Genomic DNA, 19,964 nt, shown 5'->3' with positions numbered 1-19,964 from the left:
AGCCGGGCGGGAACAGTCGGACCCGACACTTTTCCGTCGCCCTTTGTTCACCTCGTTCACATCCATGAACATCAATCATGTACTTGACCAGTGTTCTCTCGATGTCTTAGCGTGAGCGCACGCCGCATCCGAAGTCATCGAGCCTCGACGAGGAGGGTTGGAATGCGCGTCCGCGATCGAGTTCTGGCAGCCACCGCTGGAGCCATAGCACTGCTCGCACTCGCCACACCCGCGGCGTCCGCCGGGACAGTCCCGGTCAAGACTTCCGCCGAGCTGAAAGCCGCGCTGGCCTCGGCCAAGCCCGGCACCACGATCCAGCTGGCCGAAAACACCACCTACACCGGCAACTTCAAGGCCGCCGCCAACGGCACCGAGAGCGGCCGCATCACGCTCACCGGCCCGCGCAGCGCGGTCGTGCAGGCGTCCGGCGGCCGCACCATCGAGCTGACCGGCAGCTACTGGACGCTGTCCGGGTTCACCGTCACCGGCGGCCAGAAGGGCGTGATGGCGCTGGGCGTCAACCACACGCTCGTGGACGGGCTCAAGGTGACCGGCATCGGCAACGAGGGCATCCACTTCCAGCACGGCAGCAGCGACAACGTCGTGCAGAACTCCGAAATCTCCGACACCGGCAAGGAAAACGGCGGTTTCGGCGAGGGCGTCTACTTCGGTTCGGCGAAGAGCAACTGGCCGGACGGGCAGCCCGACCACAGCGACCGCAACAAGGCGATCGGCAACAAGATCGGCCCGAACGTGCGCGCGGAGTCCATCGACGTCAAGGAAGGCACCACCGGCGGCGAACTGCGCGGCAACACCTTCGACGGCACCGGCCAGAGCGGCGAGAACTACGCCGACAGCTGGGTCGACGTGAAGGGCAACGGATACATGGTCACCGGCAACAAGGGCAGCAAGGTCTTCGTGCACGACGCGACCTACGGAGCGTTCGAGGTCCACGTGCAGGTCGACGGCTGGGGCCGGGACAACACCTTCTCGGACAACACCGCGGACGTGCAGGTGCCGTCGGCCTACGGGTTCTACGTGGTCAAGGCGGCCACCGGGAACAAGGTCTGCGCCAGCAACAAGGTGACGAACGCCGGGAAGGGCTTCGCGAACGTAGCCACCGCATCAGGCTGCTGACCGCGATCACAGACGGGGGCCCGCTCAGCCCGGCGGCGGGGGCGGGCCCCCACCCTGCGTTGGAAAAGCCGGAAGCCTTCGGGAAGAGTATCCGGCATGGACGAGCTTTACCCGCCGGTCCCGGTGCGCGCCGACGGAATGCTGGACGTCGGCGACGGGCACCGGATCTACTGCCAGGAGGCCGGGAACCCGCGAGGGAAGCCGGTGGTGGTGCTGCACGGCGGGCCAGGCAGCGGGGTCGCCCCGATGACCCGGCGGCACTTCGATCCCGAGGCATACCGGATCATCCTGTTCGACCAGCGCGGAGCCGGCCGCAGCACGCCCAACGCCGGCGACGACTTGTCGGCGAACACGTTGTGGCACTTGGTCTCCGACATGGAGCTGCTGCGCGAACGGCTGAACATCGAGCGCTGGCAACTGTTCGGCGGCTCGTGGGGTTCGACGCTGGCCTTGGCGTACGCGGAAACTCATCCGTCGCGGGTGTCCGAACTGGTCCTGCGCGGCATTTTCACCGTGCGCCAGCGGGAACTGGACTGGCTCTACCGCGGCGGCGCGGCGAATCTCTTCCCGGCGGAGTGGGATGCGTTCCTGGAACCGCTGGAGAATACGGAAGACCCGCTCGCCGGGTACGCGGAACTGCTCCACTCCCCGGACCGCGCGGTGCGTGAACGGGCCGCGATCGCTTGGAGCATCTGGGAAGGCGCGACGGTGGCGTTGCTGCCGCAACAGTCCTTTGTGAACCAATACGCGAACCCTCAGTTCGCGCTGACGTTCGCACGCCTCGCCGTGCACTACTTCGGGCACGGCGCGTGGCTGGAGGAAGGCCAGCTGATCCGGGACGCGGGGAAGCTCGCCGGGATTCCGGGTGTGCTGGTGCAGGGGCGGTACGACGCGGTGTGCCCGCCGATCACCGCGTATCAGCTGCATCGGGCTTGGCCGGGGTCGGAGCTGAAGCTGATCGAGGGCTCCGGGCACGCGATCAGCGATCCAGGCGTGATTCCGGCGCTGCGCGAGGCTACCGACGGATTCCGGTAGTCAGCCCGGCGCGGATCAGGTCGGCGACTTCCTCTGCTGCTTCGAGGTGCACGTCGTGGCTGGTATCCGTTTCCCGCAAGGAAAGCAGCGGGGTGTCGGCGGCCGCGGCGGCGAGCAGTTCGCCGAATTCCTCGCGGTACCGGGCGAACGCGACGCCGACGTCCTCGGGAAGCATCATCCCGGCTTCGGGACGCAACGACGACACGACCACCAGCGGGCACCGCGTGGCCCGGTAAGCCGCGATCAGGTCGAGTTCGTCGAACGCCGCGATCAGCGCGCCCAGATCGGGATCGTCGGACAGCCGGACCTGCTCGTCGACGAAGGCGCGCAGCACTGGGCCGGTGGGGTTGGTGTGGCCGTCGAGGTTGACCGCCAGCGGGCATTCGGGATGCTCAGTGGCCCACAACGCGGCCAGCATGCCGCCGAGCGAATGTCCGATCACCGCGGGCCGGTCGAGGCCGAAATGCCGGATGACGTCGGCGAGATCGGCCAGCGCCCGCTGCCAGTTCCAGGGGCCAGGACGGAAGGTATAGGTGATGATCCGGAACTCCGGCAGGAGCGGGACCAGGTGATCCCAGTCGTGCCTCGTGCGGCCCCCGCCGCCGTGCAGCAGGACGACCGGTGCGCCAGTGCCGCCATGATCACGCATGTCCACGGACCGCACTGTGCCCGCTGCCCCGCGGCGCGGCAACCGGTTTAAAGCCGTGAAGGACTCCTTGAAGGAATCTGATTCCCTCAAGGAGTCCTTCACGGACGTTCGGAGCTAGATCCGGCCGCCGCTGGAGCTGTCGCCGCCGGAAAGCCGTTGTGCCAGGTACACCGGCACCGTCGACACGATGATCAGCACCGCCGCCACCACGTTGACCACCGGGGCCTGGTTCGGGCGGAACAGGTTGTTGTAGATCCAGATCGGCAGCGTTTCCATGCCGGTGCCGAGGGTGAACGTGGTCACGATGATCTCGTCGAACGACAGCGCGAACGCCAGCAAACCGCCTGCCAGCAAAGCGGAACGCAGCATCGGGAACGTCACCAGGCGGAACGTGGTCATGCCGTCCGCGCCGAGGTCCATCGACGCTTCCTCGAGGTTCCCGCCCATCCGGCGCAACCGGGCGACGACGTTGTTGAACACCACCACGATGCAGAACGTGGCGTGCGCGACGATCGCCGTCATCAGCCCGAGGTCGAGCCCGAAGATCGTCCGGAACGCGTTGTTCAGCGCGATGCCGGTGACGATGCCGGGCAACGCGATCGGCAGGACCACCAGCAGCGACAACGAGTTCCGGCCGAAAAACCGGTACTTCTGCAAGGCGAACGCGGCCATCGTGCCGAGCACCAGCGCGATCGCGGTCGCCGAAAGACCGGCGACGACACTGGTCCACAAGGCATGCAGGGCGCCCTCGTTGGTGACCGCCCGGCCCCACCATTCCAGGGTGAAGCTCTTGGGCGGCCAGCCGAACGTGGTGTCCGCGTTGACCGAGTTCAGCAGGACCACCAGCAGCGGGAAATAGATCACCGCGAATCCGATTCCGAGCGCGGTCCACAACAGCACCCGGGCGGGTTTCGACATCCGCACGGCGGTCTCCTAGAGGTTGTCCAGCGCACCGGTGCGACGCACCGCGGCCAGGTAGACGAGCATGATCACGACCGGCACTGTCGCGACAGTCGCGGCGAACGGCAGGTTGTTGGCCGCGCCGATGTTGTCGTACACGACGTTTCCGAGCATCTGCGAGGTGCCGCCGACGATCTTCACCGCGATGTAGTCGCCGAGCGACAGCGAGAAGGTGAAGATCGAACCCGCGACGATCGCCGGGAACGTCAGCGGCAGGATCACCGAACGGAACGTGCGGAAGGATTTCGCGCCGAGGTCGCCGGAAGCGTCCACCAGGGACGCCGGAAGCCGTTCGAGGCCCGCGTAAATCGGCAGGATCATGTACGGCAGCCAGAGATACGACAGCGTGATCACGGTCGCGGTGACGCCGTATCCCGGGCCGGACAGGCCGAGCGGGTCCAGCAGCCAGTTGAGCACTCCGTTGCCGGACAACAGGGTCCGCCACGCGTACGCCTTCACCAGGTAGCTCGCCCACAGCGGCGTCATCACCATGATCACCAGCACGCGCTGCGCTTTCGGCGACGCGAGCTTGGCCATGGCGAAGGCCATCGGGAACGCGATCACCGCGTCGATCACGGTCACCAGCAACGCGATGCCGACCGTGCGGAACGTGATCGTGCGGTAAATCGAATCACTGAAAAGAGTGACGAAGTTGTCGAAGGACCAGTCGGTGACCACCTTGCCGGTGAACACGTCGGTGGACCAGAAGGCCGTGATGAAGAGGGCGGCGAGCGCGCCGAGGTAGGCCAGGCCGAGCCAGAGCATCGGCGCGGTGAGGAGAAGTCCGAGGCGCAGCTGGGGTTTGCGGTGGAAGAAGGCCGAGATGCGGTGGCTCGGCGGGCTCACGGCGGTCATGTCTTAGCGCTTTCGGGTGCGGAAGGGAGAAAAAGCCGGGAGCTGCGGGAACATTGGGGAGGGCCCGCAGCCCCCGGCGGGCTCGCGGATGCCGGCGCGGTGGGTACCGGCATCCGCGAGGGTCGGTTCAGCCCTTGATCTCGGTCCAGGCCCGGGTCCAGTCGCCGTAGTCCTTGCACTTGACGTCCGTGCGGCCGTCGAGGCACTGCGGGATCGGCGTGGTCCAGTACTGGATCTTGGCGGCGTACGCGGCGTCGTTGGCGTGGTAGGTGTCGCACAGCGACTTGTCCTTGAACTCCGCGCAGGCCTTGGAGTTCGCCGGAGCCTCACCGAAGTACTCGGCGACCTGAGCGTTCACCTTGGGGCTGGTGATGTAGTCCATCCACTTGTACGCGCACGTCTTGTGCTGCGACTTCGCGGAAACCATCCAGGTGTCCGACCAGCCGGTCGCCCCCTCGCTCGGCACCGTGGCCGCGACCGGCGCGCCCTCGCTCTTCGCGAGGTTCACCGTCACCTGCCAGGCCGTGCCGATCACGCCGTCGCCGCTCTTGAGCGACTGCGTTTCCTTGAGGTAGTCCGACCAGTACTCCTCGACCAGCGGGCGCTGCTTCTTCAGCAGGTCGGTGGCCGCCTTGAACTGCTTGTCGTCCAGCGCGTACGGGTTCTTGATCCCGAGGTCGGGCTGGTGCGCCATCAGGTACAGCGCGGCGTCGGCGATGTAGATCGGCGAGTCGTAGGCGATGACCTTGCCCTTGAACTGCGACTTCTCGTCGAACATCGGCGACCACGACTTCGGCTCCGGCTGCACCTTGTCGGTGCGGTAGGCCAGGACGTTCGCGCCCCAGCCGTGCGGGATGCCGTAGGCGACATTGTTGACGCTGTTCCACGACTTGTTCTTGAGGAACGGGTAAATGTCGTTGTAGTTCGGCACGAGCGCGGTGTTGACCGGTTCGACGTCGCCCGAGGCGACCAGCCGCAGCGAGGCGTCGCCGGAGGCGGAAACCACGTCGTACTGCCCGGTCTTCATCAGCGTCACGGCCTCGTCGGAGGTGCCGAACGGCTTGACGTTGACCTTGCAGCCGGTCTGCTGCTCGAACGGCTGCACCCAGTTGACCTTCGGGTCGTTCGAGCCGTTTTCCGCGTAACCGGGCCACGCGAGCACGTTCAGCTGGCCTTCCGGCTGGCCGAGCTGCGTCAGCGCGTTCAGCTTCGGCGGCGTGAAGCCCTGTGCGCCCGGCGCCGACCCCGTTTTGGAGTCGGAGCCCGAGGTGCCGCAGGCGGCGAGCAGGAGGCTCACGCCGCACAGCCCTGCGAGCAGCGTCTTCCTGTTCTTCATAGCGAGAGAAACCTTCCCGTGAGGAACTAGCCGGCTTCGGGGACCCGGAAACTGTGTTCGCGGCGCCAGCGCAGGCGAACGCGACCGTCGGCGAACTCGGTCGGCTCGCTGGTGTTCTGGCGGACTACGGACAATTGGCCCCCAGCATCGAGCGCGACAGCGTAGCGCACCGTCGAACCGGCATACACGACATCCGTGACCGAACCGGTCGCGGAAGTCTCTCCGGGACCGGCCGGCGACGCAAGGTCTCCGTCGATGCGGATCTTCTCCGGCCGGATGCTGTACACGCCCGGCCTGCCGATCACCGCCTCCGCGCTCCGCCCGCTGAGCAGGTTGGACGTGCCGACAAACCCTGCCACGAAAGCACTTGCCGGGCGTTCGTAGACCTCGACCGGAGTACCGACCTGTTCGATGCGGCCCGCGTTGAACACGGCGATCCGGTCGCTCATGGTGAGCGCCTCGTCCTGATCGTGGGTGACGAAGACGAAGGTGATGCCGACCTCGCGCTGGATCTGCTTGAGTTCGACCTGCATGGCCTGGCGCAGCTTCAGGTCGAGCGCGCCAAGGGGTTCGTCCAAAAGCAACACTTTCGGGTGATTTACCAGAGCGCGGGCGAGAGCCACGCGCTGCCGCTGCCCGCCGGACATCTGCGCCGGCTTGCGGTCGCCGAAATCCTCCAGCCGCACCGTGCGCAGCGCTTCCTTCGCGCGCTCACGGCGTTCGGCTTTCGCGACCCGCTTGACTTTCAGGCCGTACTCCACGTTCTGCTGCACCGTCATGTGCGGGAAGAGCGCGTAGTCCTGGAAGACCGTGTTCACGTCGCGGTCGAACGGAGCCAATTGGCTCACGTCCTTGCCTTCGAGTTCGATCGTGCCCGCGGTGGGCAGTTCGAACCCGGCGATCATCCGCAGCACGGTGGTCTTGCCGGAACCGGACGGGCCGAGCATCGAGAAGAACTCGCCGGGCGGGATGTCGAGGTCGACCCCGTCCACGGCGCGCACCTTGTCGAAGTGCTTTTCCAGTCCGGTGAGCCGGATCGCCGGCTGCCCGGTCTGCGGACGCCTTCCCGGCGGCCGGGTCTCGGCGGGGGCTTGATGGGGCATGACGGGCCTTCCCATGGATCTGGTCACGACGGCTACAGCGCACTCATCACGTGCTTGACGCGGGTGTAGTCCTCGAGGCCGTACAGCGAGAGGTCCTTGCCGTAGCCGGACCGCTTGAACCCGCCGTGCGGCATCTCGGCCACGAGCGGAATGTGCGTGTTGATCCACACGCACCCGAAGTCGAGTTTCGCCGAGAACTTCATGGCGCGCTGGTGGTCCTTGGTCCACACCGAGGAAGCCAGGCCGTAGGGAACTCCGTTGGCGTGCTTGAGCGCCTCGTCGTCCTCGGTGAACCGCTGCACCGTGATGACCGGGCCGAAGACCTCGTTCTGGATGATCTCGTCGTCCTGGCGGACGCCGGAAACCACGGTGGCCTCGTAGAAGTAGCCCTCGTCGCCGGAGCGCCGTCCTCCACAGTGGACAGTCGCGTGCTCCGGCAGCCGGTCGATGAAGCCGGAGACCTTTTCCAGCTGCGCGGCGTTGTTGAGCGGGCCGAAGGCGACGTCCTCGCCGGTGCCGGTCTTGTTCTCCTCGGCCTGCCGGGTGAGCGCGTTGACGAACGTGTCGTGCACGTCGTCGTGCACCAGCACGCGGGTGGCCGCGGTGCAGTCCTGGCCCGCGTTGAAATATCCGGCCGCGGCGATGGCTTCGGCGGCGGCTTCGAGGTCCGCGTCCGGGAACACGATCACCGGGGCCTTGCCGCCCAGTTCGAGGTGCACGCGCTTGACGTCGTGCGCGGCCGAACCGGCGACCTCGATGCCCGCCCGCACCGAGCCGGTGATCGACACCATCGCCGGAATGTCGTGCTCTACCAACGCCCGTCCGGTGTCGCGGTCGCCGCAGATCACGTTGAACACGCCCGCGGGAAGGTGCTCTCCGCAGATCTCGGCGAGCAGCAGCGTGGAGGCGGGCGTGGTGTCGGACGGCTTGAGCACGATGGTGTTGCCCGCGGCGAGCGCCGGCGCGATCTTCCAGATCGCCATCATCAGCGGGTAGTTCCAGGGCGTCACCTGCGCGCAGACGCCGACCGGCTCGCGGCGGATGAACGAAGTGTGGCCTTCCATGTACTCGCCGGCCGAACGGCCTTCGAGCACGCGCGCGGCACCGGCGAAGAAGCGCACCTGGTCGATGACCGCGGGCAGCTCCTCCTCCATGGTCAGCGCGAACGGCTTGCCGGTGTCCTGCGCTTCGACGCGGATGATCTCCTCGCCGCGCGCTTCGAGCGCGTCAGCGATCTTCAGCAGTGCGAGCTGCCGCTGCGCCGGGGTGGTCTCGCGCCAGCTTTCGAACGCTTCCGCCGCGACCTTGAGCGCGCGGTCCACGTCCTCGGCGCCGGCCACCGGCGCGGTGCAGTATGCACGTCCAGTAACCGGGTCGACGATTTCCGCGACCTTTCCGGACAGCGAGTCGACGTAGGTCCCGCCGACGTAGTGCTTCAACTCCTGCACGCGTGCGCCTCCTGACTCTCCGTGGCAGGATGAAACATATAACTCCATATTTCAAATGACAAGGCCCTGGGGCAGGATTGGCTCCAACGGATGCCGAGACGGGTGGACCAACGATGCGCAAGGAGATGTCGAACAGCGCACGACTGGCGATGTTCGCTCCGCTGGAACAGGTGGGGCGCGCGGAGGCGGTCGCGGCGCGGCTGTTCGACGCCATCACGCTCGGTCTCCTCGACGACGCGGAGCAGTTGCCGAGCGAGGCCGAACTCGCCGCGCAGTTCCGGGTCTCCACGGTCACCGTGCGCGAGGCGCTCGCGGTGCTGCGGCAGCAGGGCCTGGTCGAAACGCGGCGCGGGCGCGGCGGCGGCAGCTTCGTGCGCACCCCGGACTGGCCCGCGCAGAGTTCGTGGGCCGAGCGCCTGCGATTGGTCTCAATGGCTGAACTTCGCGACTTCGGCGACCATTACCTCGCCGTCGCCGGCTCGGCCGCGAAACTCGCCGCGGAACGCAGCACTCCCGAAGATCTCGAACGGCTGCGGCTCACCGCGGAAGACCTCCTCGGCGCGAGCGGCCCCGACGCGACCCGCGCGGAACGGCACTTCCACCTCGAAGTCGCCGCCGCCGCGCAGTCCCCGCGGCTCACCAACCAGGAAGTTCAGCTGCAGAGCGAACACGGCGTACTGCTCTGGGCGCCCCTCGGCGACAAGGAAACCTGCCGCGGGTCTTACGCTGAGCACCAGGCGATCGTCTCCGCGATCGCCTCGGCCGACGGCGATCGGGCGCGCGCCTTGACCGAGGAACACCTTCTGAGCGCGCTTGATCGGCTCGCAGACCTGCACCTGACCCTCGAAACGCCGTAAGCTCCGATGACCCGCATCACGAGGTGAGCATCGTGACCGACACCCGCACGCTGACCGGCGAAGAGGTAGTGACCCAGGTTTCCGCCCTCGTCGAGGAGATTTTCGCGCGCCTGAAACCAGTTCTGGCCGCCGCCGAAACGCTGCTCGGCGAACCCGGCGAGCCGACCGCCGAAGGGCTGCACACGATCCGGCCGCAGGTCATCGAGGCGCTCGGCGGCCTCGTGGTCGGCGCCGGCTTCGTGAGCGCGCCGAACGTCCTCGCCGATCAGGAACTCGGCTTCGAGTGGTGGACCTCCTGCAACTCCGAGGACGGTTCGCCGGAGCAGCTGTTCATCAGCCTCGATCCGGAGAGCCCCAATTTCCTTGACTACACGCGGCAATCGTGGTTCACCGTCCCGCGCGACAGCGGGCGGCGGCATGTCAATGGGCCATACGTGGACTATCTCTGCACCGACGAGTACACGCTCACCTTCACCATTCCTGTTACGCGCGGTGAGGAATTCGCCGGAGTCGTTGGTGCGGACGTGTATGTGCGCGAGTTCGAGCGCACGGTGAGTCGCCGGCTTCGCACGCTCGGCCGGACCGCCGCGCTGCTCAACGCGCAGGGGCGGGTGATCGTCTCGAACAGCGTGCGGAAGGCGACCGGGTCGCTGGTGCGCGAGATCGACGTGCCCGCCTGGTGGGCGTCCGGGGCGGAACCGTATACGGCTCCGGGCGGGATGACATTGCGGCGCTGCGGGGATTCGCCGATCACGTTGCTGGTCACGACCTGACTTGCAGCGCGAACCACAGCTCCGCGCGCACGCCTGGTGCGTCGAGGTCCCGGTCCAGCAGTTCGGCCGCTTTGGTGACCCGGTTGCGCAGGGTGTGCCGGTGCACGCCGAGCTTCGTCGCGGCGAGGTCCCAGTGGCCGTGGTGTTCGAGCCAGCAACGCAGGGACAGTTCCAGGTCCCCGCGGCCGGTCCGGTCGAACTCCTTTACCGGAGCGAGGAGCTGGTCGGAAAACGCTTGTGCGGCTTGGTGATCGACTAGGCCCAGCAGCCCGGCCCCGGCGTGGTCGGCGTAGCGCAGCATCGGTACACGCTGTGTCCGGGCCGCCTCGGCCGCTTCCGCCGCCTGCCGGAGCGCGGCCGGAAACTCCCCAGCGGACAGTCCACTGTGGAACTCTCCGGTCTCCGCGACGATCTCGCACACCTCGTCGTTCTCCGCCAGCACGATCAGCTTGTCCCCGCGATGCGCGGCGAACACTTGTCCGGCAAGGGTTTCCAGCCGTTCGTACAGCGTGTTCCGGGCGGCTTTGCTCCCGGCCACCGCGAGCACCGTCCATGGCTCCGGGGGAAGATCCGGCACTACCTCGCGGGCCAGCTCGTCGTGTCCGGCGGCAAGCAGCTCCAGTACACCGGTGTGCAGTTGGGACTGTGAAACTCGCTGCGCGCGATCTTGTTCCAGGGCAAGGGAAAGCAACGAGACTGCCGTGTTGACGATGTACTGTCCGGTGCTGTCCAACGGTTCCGCGGTACCGACAGCCAACGCGCCGCGCGTGTGCAGCGTCTGCAGCACGACCTCGTCGTCCCCATAGGACACCACGCGCGTGCCTGCGCGAAGACCGGTGACGTCCAGCTCGACGCTGCGTGCTTTGGCCGACGAAGCCTCGCGCACGCGTCCAGCGGAGTCGTAAAGCACCACCCAGCCGTCGATGAGCCGCGCGAGCCGCCGCACCACTCCCCCGGCACCGCTGCGGCCGACTGCGGTCCGGGTCAGCTCCTGTTGAGCGCGGCCGATCCGCACCGTCGCGGCGTACTCGTCGGCGGCGACCGACCGGGACACCGCGCGCGTGATCGCGATGAACGGCGTCTTCCGCGGCACCTCCAGCACCGGCAGCCCGACTTCGTCGGCGACCGCCACCAGCGCGTCCGGCACCTTGGCGTGGCTCAGCCCGACGCCGAAGCCGAGCCCGGCGACATCCGCGTCGACAAGCCGCCGGATGTACGCCGCGTAGGTCGCGCTGTAGAGCGTCAGACCGGTCGTGAGCAGCAGTTCCCCGCCTTCGAGGAAGCTCTGCGGATCGGTCAGCTCGGTGGGATGCACCCAGCCGATCGGGCGGTCCAGCCCGGCCTCGCCCGCGACCACGCGCAGGCCGAGCGCGGGTTCGGCGGCGAGGGCGCGGAGGGTGAGTGCCATAACGGCCAAGTGTAGCTGCCAAGTTGGACAGAACGGCCAGCTGACGACGGCCGTCCCAGGCCCCATCCTGAGGGCGACCCACCTCAAGCTCGTGAGTTCCCACCGGCACTCACGACCCCGCGACGTAGGAGCGCCGTGACCACCAGCACCGCCGCCGAGCCGCAGGCTCCGGCACCCCGGCAGCGCAGGCTGCAGACCGAGATCCCCGGGCCCGCCTCCCGCGCGCTGCAAGAACGCCGCGCCAACGCGGTGGCCGCCGGGGTCGCGTCCACGCTGCCCGCCTACATCACCTCCGCCAGCGGCGGCCTGCTCACCGACGCCGACGGCAACGTGCTGATCGATTTCGGCTCCGGGATCGCGGTGACGAGCGTCGGGCACTCCGCGCCCGAGGTGGTCGACCGGGTGCGCGAGCAGGCTTCGCTGTTCACCCACACCTGCTTCATGGTGACCCCGTACGAGGGTTACGTGGAGGTGTGCGAGGCGCTGGGCGAGCTGACGCCGGGCGACCACGCGAAGAAGTCGGTGCTGTTCAACTCGGGTGCGGAAGCGGTCGAGAACGCGGTGAAGATCGCGCGCACCGCCACCGGTCGCCAGGCTGTCGTGGTGTTCGACCACGCCTACCACGGCCGCACCAACCTGACCATGGGCATGACCGCGAAATCGGTGCCCTACAAGCACGGTTTCGGCCCGTTCGCGCCCGAGGTGTACCGCGTGCCGGGCTCGTACCCGTACCGCGACGGGCTGGCCGGCCCGGAGGCCGCGCGGCAGGCGATCGACCGGATCGAGAAGCAGATCGGCGGCGACCAGGTCGCGGCCGTCGTGCTCGAGCCGATCCAGGGCGAGGGCGGCTTCATCGAGCCCGCCCCCGGCTTCCTGCCCGCGATTTCCTCGTGGTGCAAGGCGAACGGCGTCGTGTTCGTCGCCGACGAGGTGCAGACCGGCTTCTGCCGCACCGGAAACTGGTTCGCGTCAGAGCACGAGGACGTCGTCCCCGACCTGGTCTGCACGGCCAAGGGCATCGCGGGCGGGCTGCCGCTCGCCGCGGTGACCGGGCGCGCGGAGCTGCTCGACGCGGTCGGCGCGGGCGGGCTCGGCGGCACCTACGGCGGCAATCCGATCGCGTGCGCCGCCGCGCTGGGCGCGATCGAGACCATGCGGAACGACGGACTGGCCGGTTCCGCGAAGCGCATCGAGGACCTGGTGCTGCCGCGGCTTCGGGCGCTGGCAACGGAAACCGGCGTGATCGGCGACGTTCGCGGACGCGGCGCGATGCTGGCCGCCGAGTTCGTCAAGCCGGGTACCAACGAGCCGGACGCCGACCTGACCAAGCGCATCGCCGCCGCCTGCCACGCGCAAGGCGTCGTGGTGCTGACCTGCGGCACGTACGGCAACGTCGTCCGGCTGCTCCCCCCGCTGTCCCTGTCCAATGAGTTGCTCGACGAAGGCCTCGCCGTTCTCGAGTACGCGATCCGCACGGAGGCCCGCAAGTGACTTTTCCGTTCTGGGTGGCCGGAAAGCCGGTAACCAGCAGCGAAACGACCGTCGTCCGGCATTCGTTCGACGGTTCCGAAGCCGGTACGCACTACGTTCCCGGACCGTCCGAAGTGGAGGCCGCCGTCCAGGCCGCGGTCGACGTCGCCGACGAGTTCGCGACGCTTCCCGCGCACGTCCGCGCGGGCGCGCTCGACCACGTCTCGCGCCGGCTTTCCGAGCGGGCGGAGGAGATCGCGCAGCTGATCACCGCCGAATCGGGCAAGCCGCTGAAGTGGGCGCGCGGCGAGATCGGCCGTGCGGTGTCGACGTTCCGCTGGGCGTCCGAGGAGGCCCGCCGGTTCTCCGGCGAACTGCAGCGGCTCGACACCGACCCCGGCGGCACCGGACGGCTCGCGCTCGTCCGGCGCGTGCCGCGCGGTCCGGTGCTGGGCATCACGCCGTTCAACTTCCCGCTGAACCTGGTGGCGCACAAGGTCGCCCCGGCGATCGCGGTCGGCGCGCCGATCGTGCTCAAGCCCGCCCCGGCGACGCCGCTGACCGCATTGCTGCTCGGCGAAATCCTCGCCGAGACCGACCTGCCGGCGGGCAGCTGGTCGATTCTGCCGCTCGGCAACGAGGAAACGGCCGAACTGGTCAAGGACCCGCGGCTGCCGGTCGTGTCGTTCACCGGTTCCGTTCCGGTCGGCTGGGCGATCCGCGACACCGTGCCGCGCAAGCACGTCGCGCTCGAACTCGGCGGCAACGGCGCGGTGCTGGTCTGTCCGGATTGGACTGACCTGGACTTCGCCGCGCAGCGGATCGCGACGTTCGCCATGTACCAGGCCGGGCAGTCGTGCATTTCGGTGCAGCGCGTGTACGCGCACACCGACGTCTACGACGAGCTGCAGAAAAAGGTCCTGGAGCAGGTCGCCGCGCTGCGCACCGGAAACCCGCGCGAGGACGGCGTCGACGTGGGCCCGCTGGTCAACGAGGCGGCCGCGGCGCGAGTCGAATCCTGGGTCACCGACGCGGTGGTCGCCGGCGCCAAGCTGCTGGCCGGCGGTGGCCGTAAGGGGGCGACGGTGGAGCCGACCGTGCTCGCCGAAGCTCCCGAGGACGCCTCGGTGATGGCGGACGAGGTGTTCGGCCCGGTCGTCTCGCTGGCCCGGGTGTCCTCTGTGGACGACGGCGTGGAGCGGATCAACGCGTCCCGCTTCGGCCTGCAGACCGGCGTGTTCACCCGCGACCTGCCGACGGCGTTCGACGTGTCGGCGCGGCTCAAGGTGGGCGGCGTGCTGGTCGGCGACGTGCCGAGCTTCCGCGCCGACCAGATGCCCTACGGCGGGGTGAAGGACTCCGGCGTCGGCCGTGAAGGCCCGGCGGCGGCGATGGCGGACTTCACCGAGGAGCGCGTGACTGTCCTTACTGGACTGACTCTCTGAGCGCCGCGTAGGCGTCCACTAGGGACGGTCCGTACCACGTGAGGTAGCGCCCGGAAATCAGCACCGGGCGCATCTCCGGGAAGAAGCCGGGGCCGTCGTCCTGGGTGAACTCGTACGGCTCGTCGGGCAGTACAACCAGGTCGGCCCCGGTCTCGCGGAGTTCTTCCAGCGAGGGCCGGGGATACCGCTCGGAGTGTCCGGAGTAGACGTTCTCGACCCCGACGCGGCGCAGCACGTCGCCGGCGAAAGTGTCGCGGCCCAGCACGATCCACGGCTTGCGCCACACCGGGATCACCGCGCGATGCCGGACCGGCGCCACCTCGCGCCACAGTTCTTCCGCCGTGTCCAGCCATTCCGGCTCGTCGATCCCGTACACCTGGGTGAGAATCCGCCGCAACGACCCGAGCGCGGCGGGCACGGATTCCGCCGCGGCCATGACGAACACCGGAATCCCGTTGGCGCGCAGGGTTTCCACGTCCTCCGGACGGTTCTCCTCGGAGTTCGCCAGCACCAGATCCGGCTCGAGCGCGAGCACCCGGTCGAGCTTCGGGTACTTCGACCCGCCGACCCTGGCCACGTCCAGATCGGCCGGATGCGTGCAGTAGTCCGTCGCCCCGACCAGCCGCCCGGGCGCACTCGCCTCGACCGCCTCGGTCAGCGACGGCACCAGCGACACCACTCGCCGAGGCGACCCTTCGATCGGCACCGGCTCGCCGAGATCATCGACCAGTTCCGCGTTCCTCATACCCGTTCGAACGACACCTTCCGCTGCTCGACGTCCACTTCGGTCAGCCGCACCGCGATCCGCTCGCCCTCCGGGAACTTCTCGCCGGAGCACTTCGCCATCACCGGCGGATTCTCCACCAGGATCTCCGCCCGCGTCTCCTCCGCGCGCAGCACCACCGCGGTGAACTCGCGACCGACATGTTCAGCGAGTACCCACGCTTCTACCTGATCAATGCACGCGCGTTCCACCCGTGCCGCCAGACTGTCCGAAGCGGACATTTGCGCGGGCACCTCGGCCAGCGCCTCGCGCACCCACTCCGGCACCTCGCGGCCGGCCGTGACCGCCAGGCACACCTCCGTGCCGAACCGGTCCACCAGCCGCCGGATCGGCGCGGTGACATGCGCGTACGCCCCGCCGATGCCCGCATGCGTTGTCACCGCGGGCAATTCCCCGGCGAACGCCGTGTAGCCCGCGCCCCGCAAGAGCCGCGTGGTGTCCGCGTACAACGCCATCGACGCGGGCTGCCCGGGGTCCAAAGTAGACAGGAACTCGGACACTCCCAGTTCGATCGGCCAGGCCAGCCCGGCCGCCGACGCGGACCGGCGCAGCCATTCCACCGCGTCCGGCTCCGGCGACGGCAGCGTGCGCAGCACCCCGATCCCGGCCTCGATCATGATCCGCGCCGCGGCCATGCCGGTCAGCAACGAGATCTCGGCGTTCCACGCGTCCACCGCCGTGCGCGGACGGCGCGCGAGAATCCAGCCGCCGTCGATGTCGCCGCTGATTTCCTGCTCCGGCAACTGCAACTCGACCGCCCCGCGCCGCACCGCCAGGCCGCGCCGCAACCGGCCGAGATCCGGCAGCGCCGCCACCGACGGATGCGGCCGCCCGGCCTCCAGCGAGGCCTGGACCCCTTCGTAGTCAAGCTGTTCGGTCGAACGCACCAGCGCCCGCCGCACCCGCGTGGCGAGGATTTCCCCGGCCCCGTCGACGTCGATCGTCCACAGCACCGCGGGCCGGACCTCGCCCGGCAGCAGGCTCGCCGCCCCCTCGGACAGCACCGGCGGATGCAGCGGGACATTGCCGTCCGGGAGATACAGCGTCTGCCCGCGCCGCCGCGCCTCGTGATCGAGCGCGCCTCCCGGCGGAACGAACGCCGCCAGGTCCGCGATCGCGTACTGCACCCGGAACCCGCCCGCGCGCCGCTCGATCACCATCGCCTGGTCGAGATCCTTGGACCCGGGCGGATCGATCGTGACGAACGGCAGGTCCGTGGCGTCCTCGCGGCCGCCGGCGGAGGCGAGCGGATCGAGCACCGCCGTCTCGGCTTCCGCGAGCACCGCGGGCCCGAACGACTCCGGCAGCGCGAACTCCGCCCGGAGACGACCGAAGTCCCCTCCCGACGCTGACGTCCTCAGCACGAGTGGCGGCACGGTCCAACACTATCCCGCCGGAGCGCCGGTGATCGCCCGTTCGGGCGCGGGCCGGTCGGGTGTAGCCTGCCTGGCATTGATAACCGTCTTCATTTTCAGAAGGGGCCGAATCGGTGAAGATCGCGTTCGTCGGCAAGGGCGGCAGCGGGAAAACCACGCTCTCGTCGCTGTTCGTCGCCCACCTGGCCGCCGCGGGCAAACCGGTGCTGGCCATCGACGCCGACATCAACCAGCACCTCGCGGTCGCCCTCGGCGCGACCGAGGAGCAGGCACTGGCGTGGCCGACGCTCGGTGACAACATGCCGCTGATCAAGGAGTACCTGCGCGGCGACAACCCGCGGATCCCGTCCGCCGACGCGATGATCAAGACGACCCCGCCCGGCCGGGGCTCGCGCCTCGTGCGCCCCTTCGAGGACAACCCGATCTTCGACGCCTGCTTCCGCCCGCTCGGCGGGGTCCGGCTGGGCGTCACCGGCCAGTTCGACGAGGACGACCTCGGCGTCGCGTGCTACCACTCGAAGGTCGGCGCCGCGGAACTGCTGCTGAACCACCTGGTGGACGGCACGGACGAGTACGTCGTGATGGACATGACCGCCGGGGCCGACGCGTTCGCCTCCGGCCTGTTCACGCGCTTCGACGTGACGTTCCTGGTGTGCGAACCGACCCTGCGCAGCGTCGGCGTTTACCGGCAGTACGCGGATCACGCCCGGGACTTCGGAGTTCACCTGGTGGCCGTAGGCAACAAGGTCACCGACAGCGACGACGTCGACTTCCTGACCGAACAGCTGGGTACGGCGCTGCTGGGCTGGCTGACCACGTCCGGCCACGTCCGGGCCGCCGAACGCGGCACCATCCGGCCGATCGGCGAACTGGAGCCGCGCAACCTGGCGACGCTGACCGCGATGCAGGCTCAGGTCGACGCGACGCCGCGGGATTGGGCGCGGTACCAGCGGCAGGGAGTGGAATTCCACCTGCGCAACGCGCGAGCCTGGGGCAACGGGCGCGCGGGAACGGATCTGGCGGAGCAGGTGGATCCGGAATTCGTCCTGGATCCGGCGGCGATGGCGGGATAGCGGAAACCGCGACGCCGGACGAAGCCCCGCCGACATAATGGCCGCCATGGATTGGCGACCATGGCTGTCCCGGTGGAGCGCGGAGTGGGTCCAGAGCGCGGAGCCCGGCGAACTCGATCCAGAGGTGCTGCGCGATCGTTGGCTCGGCTTCGCCCCGGCGAGCGCGGAGACGGTCGCGGCGACGGAAGCCCGGCTGGGACAGGCGCTGCCGCCGTCCTACCGGGAATTCCTGCTGACGACGGACGGCTGGCGGGACGCCGGGTCCTTCGTCTGGCGCCTGCGGGACACCACCGACGTCGGATGGCTGCGGGACATCGAGCCGTACTGGGAAGAGTGGGAAGAACTCTCCGACGACGAACCGGATCCCGGCGGGGGCAACAAGTTCAGCCGAGGCCTGCTGATCTCGCGCGACGCCGACGCCGGGATCCTGTTCCTCGACCCGGGCGACGTCGACGAGTCCGGCGAGTGGGCGGCGTACAGCCTGTTCTCCTGGCGCGCTGAGCCGCCCACTCGGTTCGCGTCGTTCACCGCGTTGATGGAGAGCCTGTACGCCGAGTTTCACCAGATGCGCAAGCCGGAAGGCGAGACCCGCGACGCGTGGGACGCCAAGGTCGAACAGGCCAGGCTCGCCATTCTCGCCGGTGACATCGACGGTGCCGCGGACGTGCTCGCACAAGCCGAGGAGTTCGGCCGCGACCGGGCCACGGTCCTGCTCGCCCAGCTACAACTGCTGCTCGGCCAGGAGTACCAAGCCAGCCAGTCGCTCAGCCGCCTGCTGTACCAAGCGCCGGACGGCTTTCTCGCCGATCCGCTGTTCACCGACGAACTCATGCCCTGGCTGCTGACCGAGCACGCGCGCTCCGCGACGGACTATCACCGCTCGGTGCTGCAGACGGCGATGTACGGCGAACGTCCGGAAATCCAGCTCGCCATCGGCGAAGGCCAGGCCCGGCTACGGCGCGACCGCCCGAGCTTCGGCAATCCGCCGTTCGACCGTTTGGTCAGAACGGCATTGGCCGAACACGCGGACGACCCGGACGCCTTGTGGCAGGCCATCCGGACAGCTATGGCGCAGTGGCGACCCCGGTCCGCCGACCACATCGCCCCGGTCGCCCTGCTCGCCGACCCAGTGCTGGCCGCGACCCTCACCCCCGAACGCGGCCGCGCACTGCTGACGCAACCCCGAGGTGACCGATGAGACCCGTCCCGACCCGGGAAGACGTCGCGATGGACCAGATCCTGAGCGCCTGCGGCAGCCCCCACGACTTCCCCGACTTCGCCCTGGAACCAACCGAAACACGGACCGACGCGTCCGGCGGAACCGTCCACATCCGGCGGGACGCCTGCCGCGTCTGCGGGACGGTCTCGGTCAGCCAATGGCAAGGCCCCCTGCCCGAAGGCGCGGGCCACGTGGCGGTCCTCAGCAAATACGAGCGTCCAGCACCGGGAGACGTCCCCGGCCTCGCCGAGCGCGCCCGCCAGGTGACCGACGCCGAACTCGCCGAATACCTGGCCGAACACGGCTTCCCCGACGGCCTCCCCGAGGACCTCGCCCCCGACCGGCGCGCCACCGCGCGAACCGAACGCCTGGATTTCCTGCTGCGCGTCCGGGCAGGCCAGTTCATGCTCCTCGACCGGGACCGTCCGCTCGGCGACATCCTGCCGGCCCCGCCGTCCGCCGACTCCGCGACCCTGATCGACGCGGTCCCCGGCGCGGCCCTGTTCTGGCCCCCGCTCCCCGACGGCGACCTTCCGCTGACCGTGGTCCTCGCCCCCTCGGACCCGGGCCCCGACCAGTCGTATGCCCAGTTCGCGGAACTGAGCTGCCGCTTCCACTCCGGCCACGTCGTCCTGCGCGAACTGGCCGGACGGACCCTGCCGCTGCCGCCGCTGCCCGCCGGCCACGGGGACTACCGGCTCCGGTTCCACACCGCGGAAGCCGGGTGCCTGCTGCAGTTGTGGGGCCAGCCGCGCGGTGGACCGCTCCTCCCCGCTTGACTTGCCGGGGCTCGCCTCAGCCCGTGCGGCGGGATCGGCCGGACGGCGCTCGCGGGCTAGCCGGAGCTGAGGACCCAGTTCTCCACACCAATCAACCGCTGCCCGGCGTGGACCAGCCGCATGCGCTCCGGGGCGATGGCGAGTCGGGGCCAAGAACGCCACGCCCCGGCTCTCCGCACCGGTCAGCTACGCTGCACCGGCCGGACGGGTGCCGCTCGGGCGATGGCGTGCCGGGGCAAGGCCGAGGACACCACGGC

At 69.0% G+C, this 19,964-nt stretch carries 18 protein-coding genes; 9 read left to right on the top strand and 9 right to left on the bottom strand.

Annotation, left to right across the window (positions count from 1 at the left end; all coding sequences use genetic code 11):
• Positions 1-162 precede the first annotated feature (162 nt).
• Both RPX00_RS19630 and pip read left to right on the top strand, forming a co-directional pair.
• Complete coding sequence (locus tag RPX00_RS19630) at positions 163-1,137, top strand: right-handed parallel beta-helix repeat-containing protein (RefSeq protein WP_406641246.1); 975 nt, start codon at positions 163-165, stop codon at positions 1,135-1,137.
• 96 nt (positions 1,138-1,233) lie between these two features.
• A complete protein-coding gene (pip, locus tag RPX00_RS19625; RefSeq protein ID WP_406641244.1) occupies positions 1,234-2,172 on the top strand; it encodes a prolyl aminopeptidase in 939 nt (312 codons plus the stop codon).
• Here pip and RPX00_RS19620 read toward each other — a convergent pair.
• The 6 genes from RPX00_RS19620 to RPX00_RS19595 all read right to left on the bottom strand — a co-directional run bounded on the left by RPX00_RS19620 (position 2,153) and on the right by RPX00_RS19595 (position 8,523).
• Positions 2,153-2,821, bottom strand: a complete 669-nt coding sequence (locus tag RPX00_RS19620; protein ID WP_406643017.1) for an alpha/beta fold hydrolase — start codon at positions 2,819-2,821, stop codon at positions 2,153-2,155. The two genes, pip and RPX00_RS19620, sit on opposite strands and share 20 nt — an antisense overlap.
• 114 nt (positions 2,822-2,935) lie before the next feature.
• Positions 2,936-3,739, bottom strand: coding sequence for an ABC transporter permease (locus tag RPX00_RS19615; RefSeq protein ID WP_406643015.1), 804 nt, complete (start codon positions 3,737-3,739; stop codon positions 2,936-2,938).
• A gap of 15 nt (positions 3,740-3,754) precedes the next feature.
• Entirely contained in the window at positions 3,755-4,636 is an 882-nt protein-coding gene (locus RPX00_RS19610) for an ABC transporter permease (RefSeq protein WP_406641242.1), read from the bottom strand.
• Between the two features lie 127 nt (positions 4,637-4,763).
• Positions 4,764-5,972: an extracellular solute-binding protein gene (locus RPX00_RS19605; protein WP_406641240.1), complete on the bottom strand. Its 1,209-nt coding sequence runs from the start codon at positions 5,970-5,972 to the stop codon at positions 4,764-4,766.
• 26 nt (positions 5,973-5,998) lie between these two features.
• Complete coding sequence (locus tag RPX00_RS19600; protein ID WP_406641237.1) at positions 5,999-7,075, bottom strand: ABC transporter ATP-binding protein; 1,077 nt, start codon at positions 7,073-7,075, stop codon at positions 5,999-6,001.
• A 32-nt stretch (positions 7,076-7,107) separates the two neighbouring features.
• On the bottom strand, positions 7,108-8,523 hold the full coding sequence (locus RPX00_RS19595; RefSeq protein WP_406641235.1) for a gamma-aminobutyraldehyde dehydrogenase: 1,416 nt from the start codon (positions 8,521-8,523) through the stop codon (positions 7,108-7,110).
• Between the two features lie 113 nt (positions 8,524-8,636).
• Between RPX00_RS19595 and RPX00_RS19590 the strand changes: the two genes are divergently transcribed.
• Entirely contained in the window at positions 8,637-9,380 is a 744-nt protein-coding gene (locus tag RPX00_RS19590; RefSeq protein ID WP_406641233.1) for a FadR/GntR family transcriptional regulator, read from the top strand.
• Between the two features lie 32 nt (positions 9,381-9,412).
• Positions 9,413-10,153 (top strand): cache domain-containing protein, encoded by a 741-nt coding sequence (locus RPX00_RS19585; RefSeq protein ID WP_406641231.1) that lies wholly within the window; start codon positions 9,413-9,415, stop codon positions 10,151-10,153.
• Here RPX00_RS19585 and RPX00_RS19580 read toward each other — a convergent pair.
• On the bottom strand, positions 10,143-11,561 hold the full coding sequence (locus RPX00_RS19580; RefSeq protein ID WP_406641230.1) for a PucR family transcriptional regulator: 1,419 nt from the start codon (positions 11,559-11,561) through the stop codon (positions 10,143-10,145). The genes RPX00_RS19585 and RPX00_RS19580 overlap by 11 nt on opposite strands.
• Positions 11,562-11,696: 135 nt before the next feature.
• Between RPX00_RS19580 and gabT the strand changes: the two genes are divergently transcribed.
• Both gabT and RPX00_RS19570 read left to right on the top strand, forming a co-directional pair.
• A complete protein-coding gene (gene gabT, locus RPX00_RS19575; protein ID WP_406641228.1) occupies positions 11,697-13,052 on the top strand; it encodes a 4-aminobutyrate--2-oxoglutarate transaminase in 1,356 nt (451 codons plus the stop codon).
• The gene (locus tag RPX00_RS19570) at positions 13,049-14,476 is read left to right on the top strand and encodes an aldehyde dehydrogenase family protein (protein WP_406641227.1); all 1,428 of its coding nucleotides are present in this window, start codon (positions 13,049-13,051) and stop codon (positions 14,474-14,476) included. The genes gabT and RPX00_RS19570 overlap by 4 nt, the downstream gene beginning before the upstream one ends.
• Here RPX00_RS19570 and RPX00_RS19565 read toward each other — a convergent pair.
• Both RPX00_RS19565 and RPX00_RS19560 read right to left on the bottom strand, forming a co-directional pair.
• A complete protein-coding gene (locus RPX00_RS19565; protein ID WP_406641225.1) occupies positions 14,457-15,221 on the bottom strand; it encodes a helical backbone metal receptor in 765 nt (254 codons plus the stop codon). The two genes, RPX00_RS19570 and RPX00_RS19565, sit on opposite strands and share 20 nt — an antisense overlap.
• Positions 15,218-16,636, bottom strand: a complete 1,419-nt coding sequence (locus tag RPX00_RS19560; RefSeq protein WP_406641223.1) for an RNB domain-containing ribonuclease — start codon at positions 16,634-16,636, stop codon at positions 15,218-15,220. The genes RPX00_RS19565 and RPX00_RS19560 overlap by 4 nt, the downstream gene beginning before the upstream one ends.
• Positions 16,637-16,749: 113 nt before the next feature.
• Here RPX00_RS19560 and RPX00_RS19555 point away from each other — a divergent pair, with 113 nt between their 5' ends.
• The 3 genes from RPX00_RS19555 to RPX00_RS19545 are packed head-to-tail and all read left to right on the top strand — an operon-like array spanning position 16,750 to position 19,707.
• The gene (locus tag RPX00_RS19555; RefSeq protein WP_406641222.1) at positions 16,750-17,709 is read left to right on the top strand and encodes an AAA family ATPase; all 960 of its coding nucleotides are present in this window, start codon (positions 16,750-16,752) and stop codon (positions 17,707-17,709) included.
• Positions 17,710-17,755: 46 nt separating this feature from the next.
• Positions 17,756-18,907 carry an SMI1/KNR4 family protein gene (locus RPX00_RS19550; protein WP_406641221.1) on the top strand — a complete coding sequence of 384 codons (1,152 nt, stop codon included), beginning with the start codon at positions 17,756-17,758 and terminating at the stop codon, positions 18,905-18,907.
• A complete protein-coding gene (locus RPX00_RS19545; RefSeq protein ID WP_406641219.1) occupies positions 18,904-19,707 on the top strand; it encodes a hypothetical protein in 804 nt (267 codons plus the stop codon). The genes RPX00_RS19550 and RPX00_RS19545 overlap by 4 nt, the downstream gene beginning before the upstream one ends.
• Positions 19,708-19,964 lie beyond the last annotated feature (257 nt).

Source organism: Amycolatopsis sp. WGS_07 (genome assembly GCF_045278895.1).
In the GTDB taxonomy this organism is placed as follows: Bacteria; Actinomycetota; Actinomycetes; order Mycobacteriales; family Pseudonocardiaceae; genus Amycolatopsis.
The sequence above is the reverse complement of the archived record's forward strand: the minus strand, read 5'-3'. Positions and strand labels throughout refer to the sequence as shown.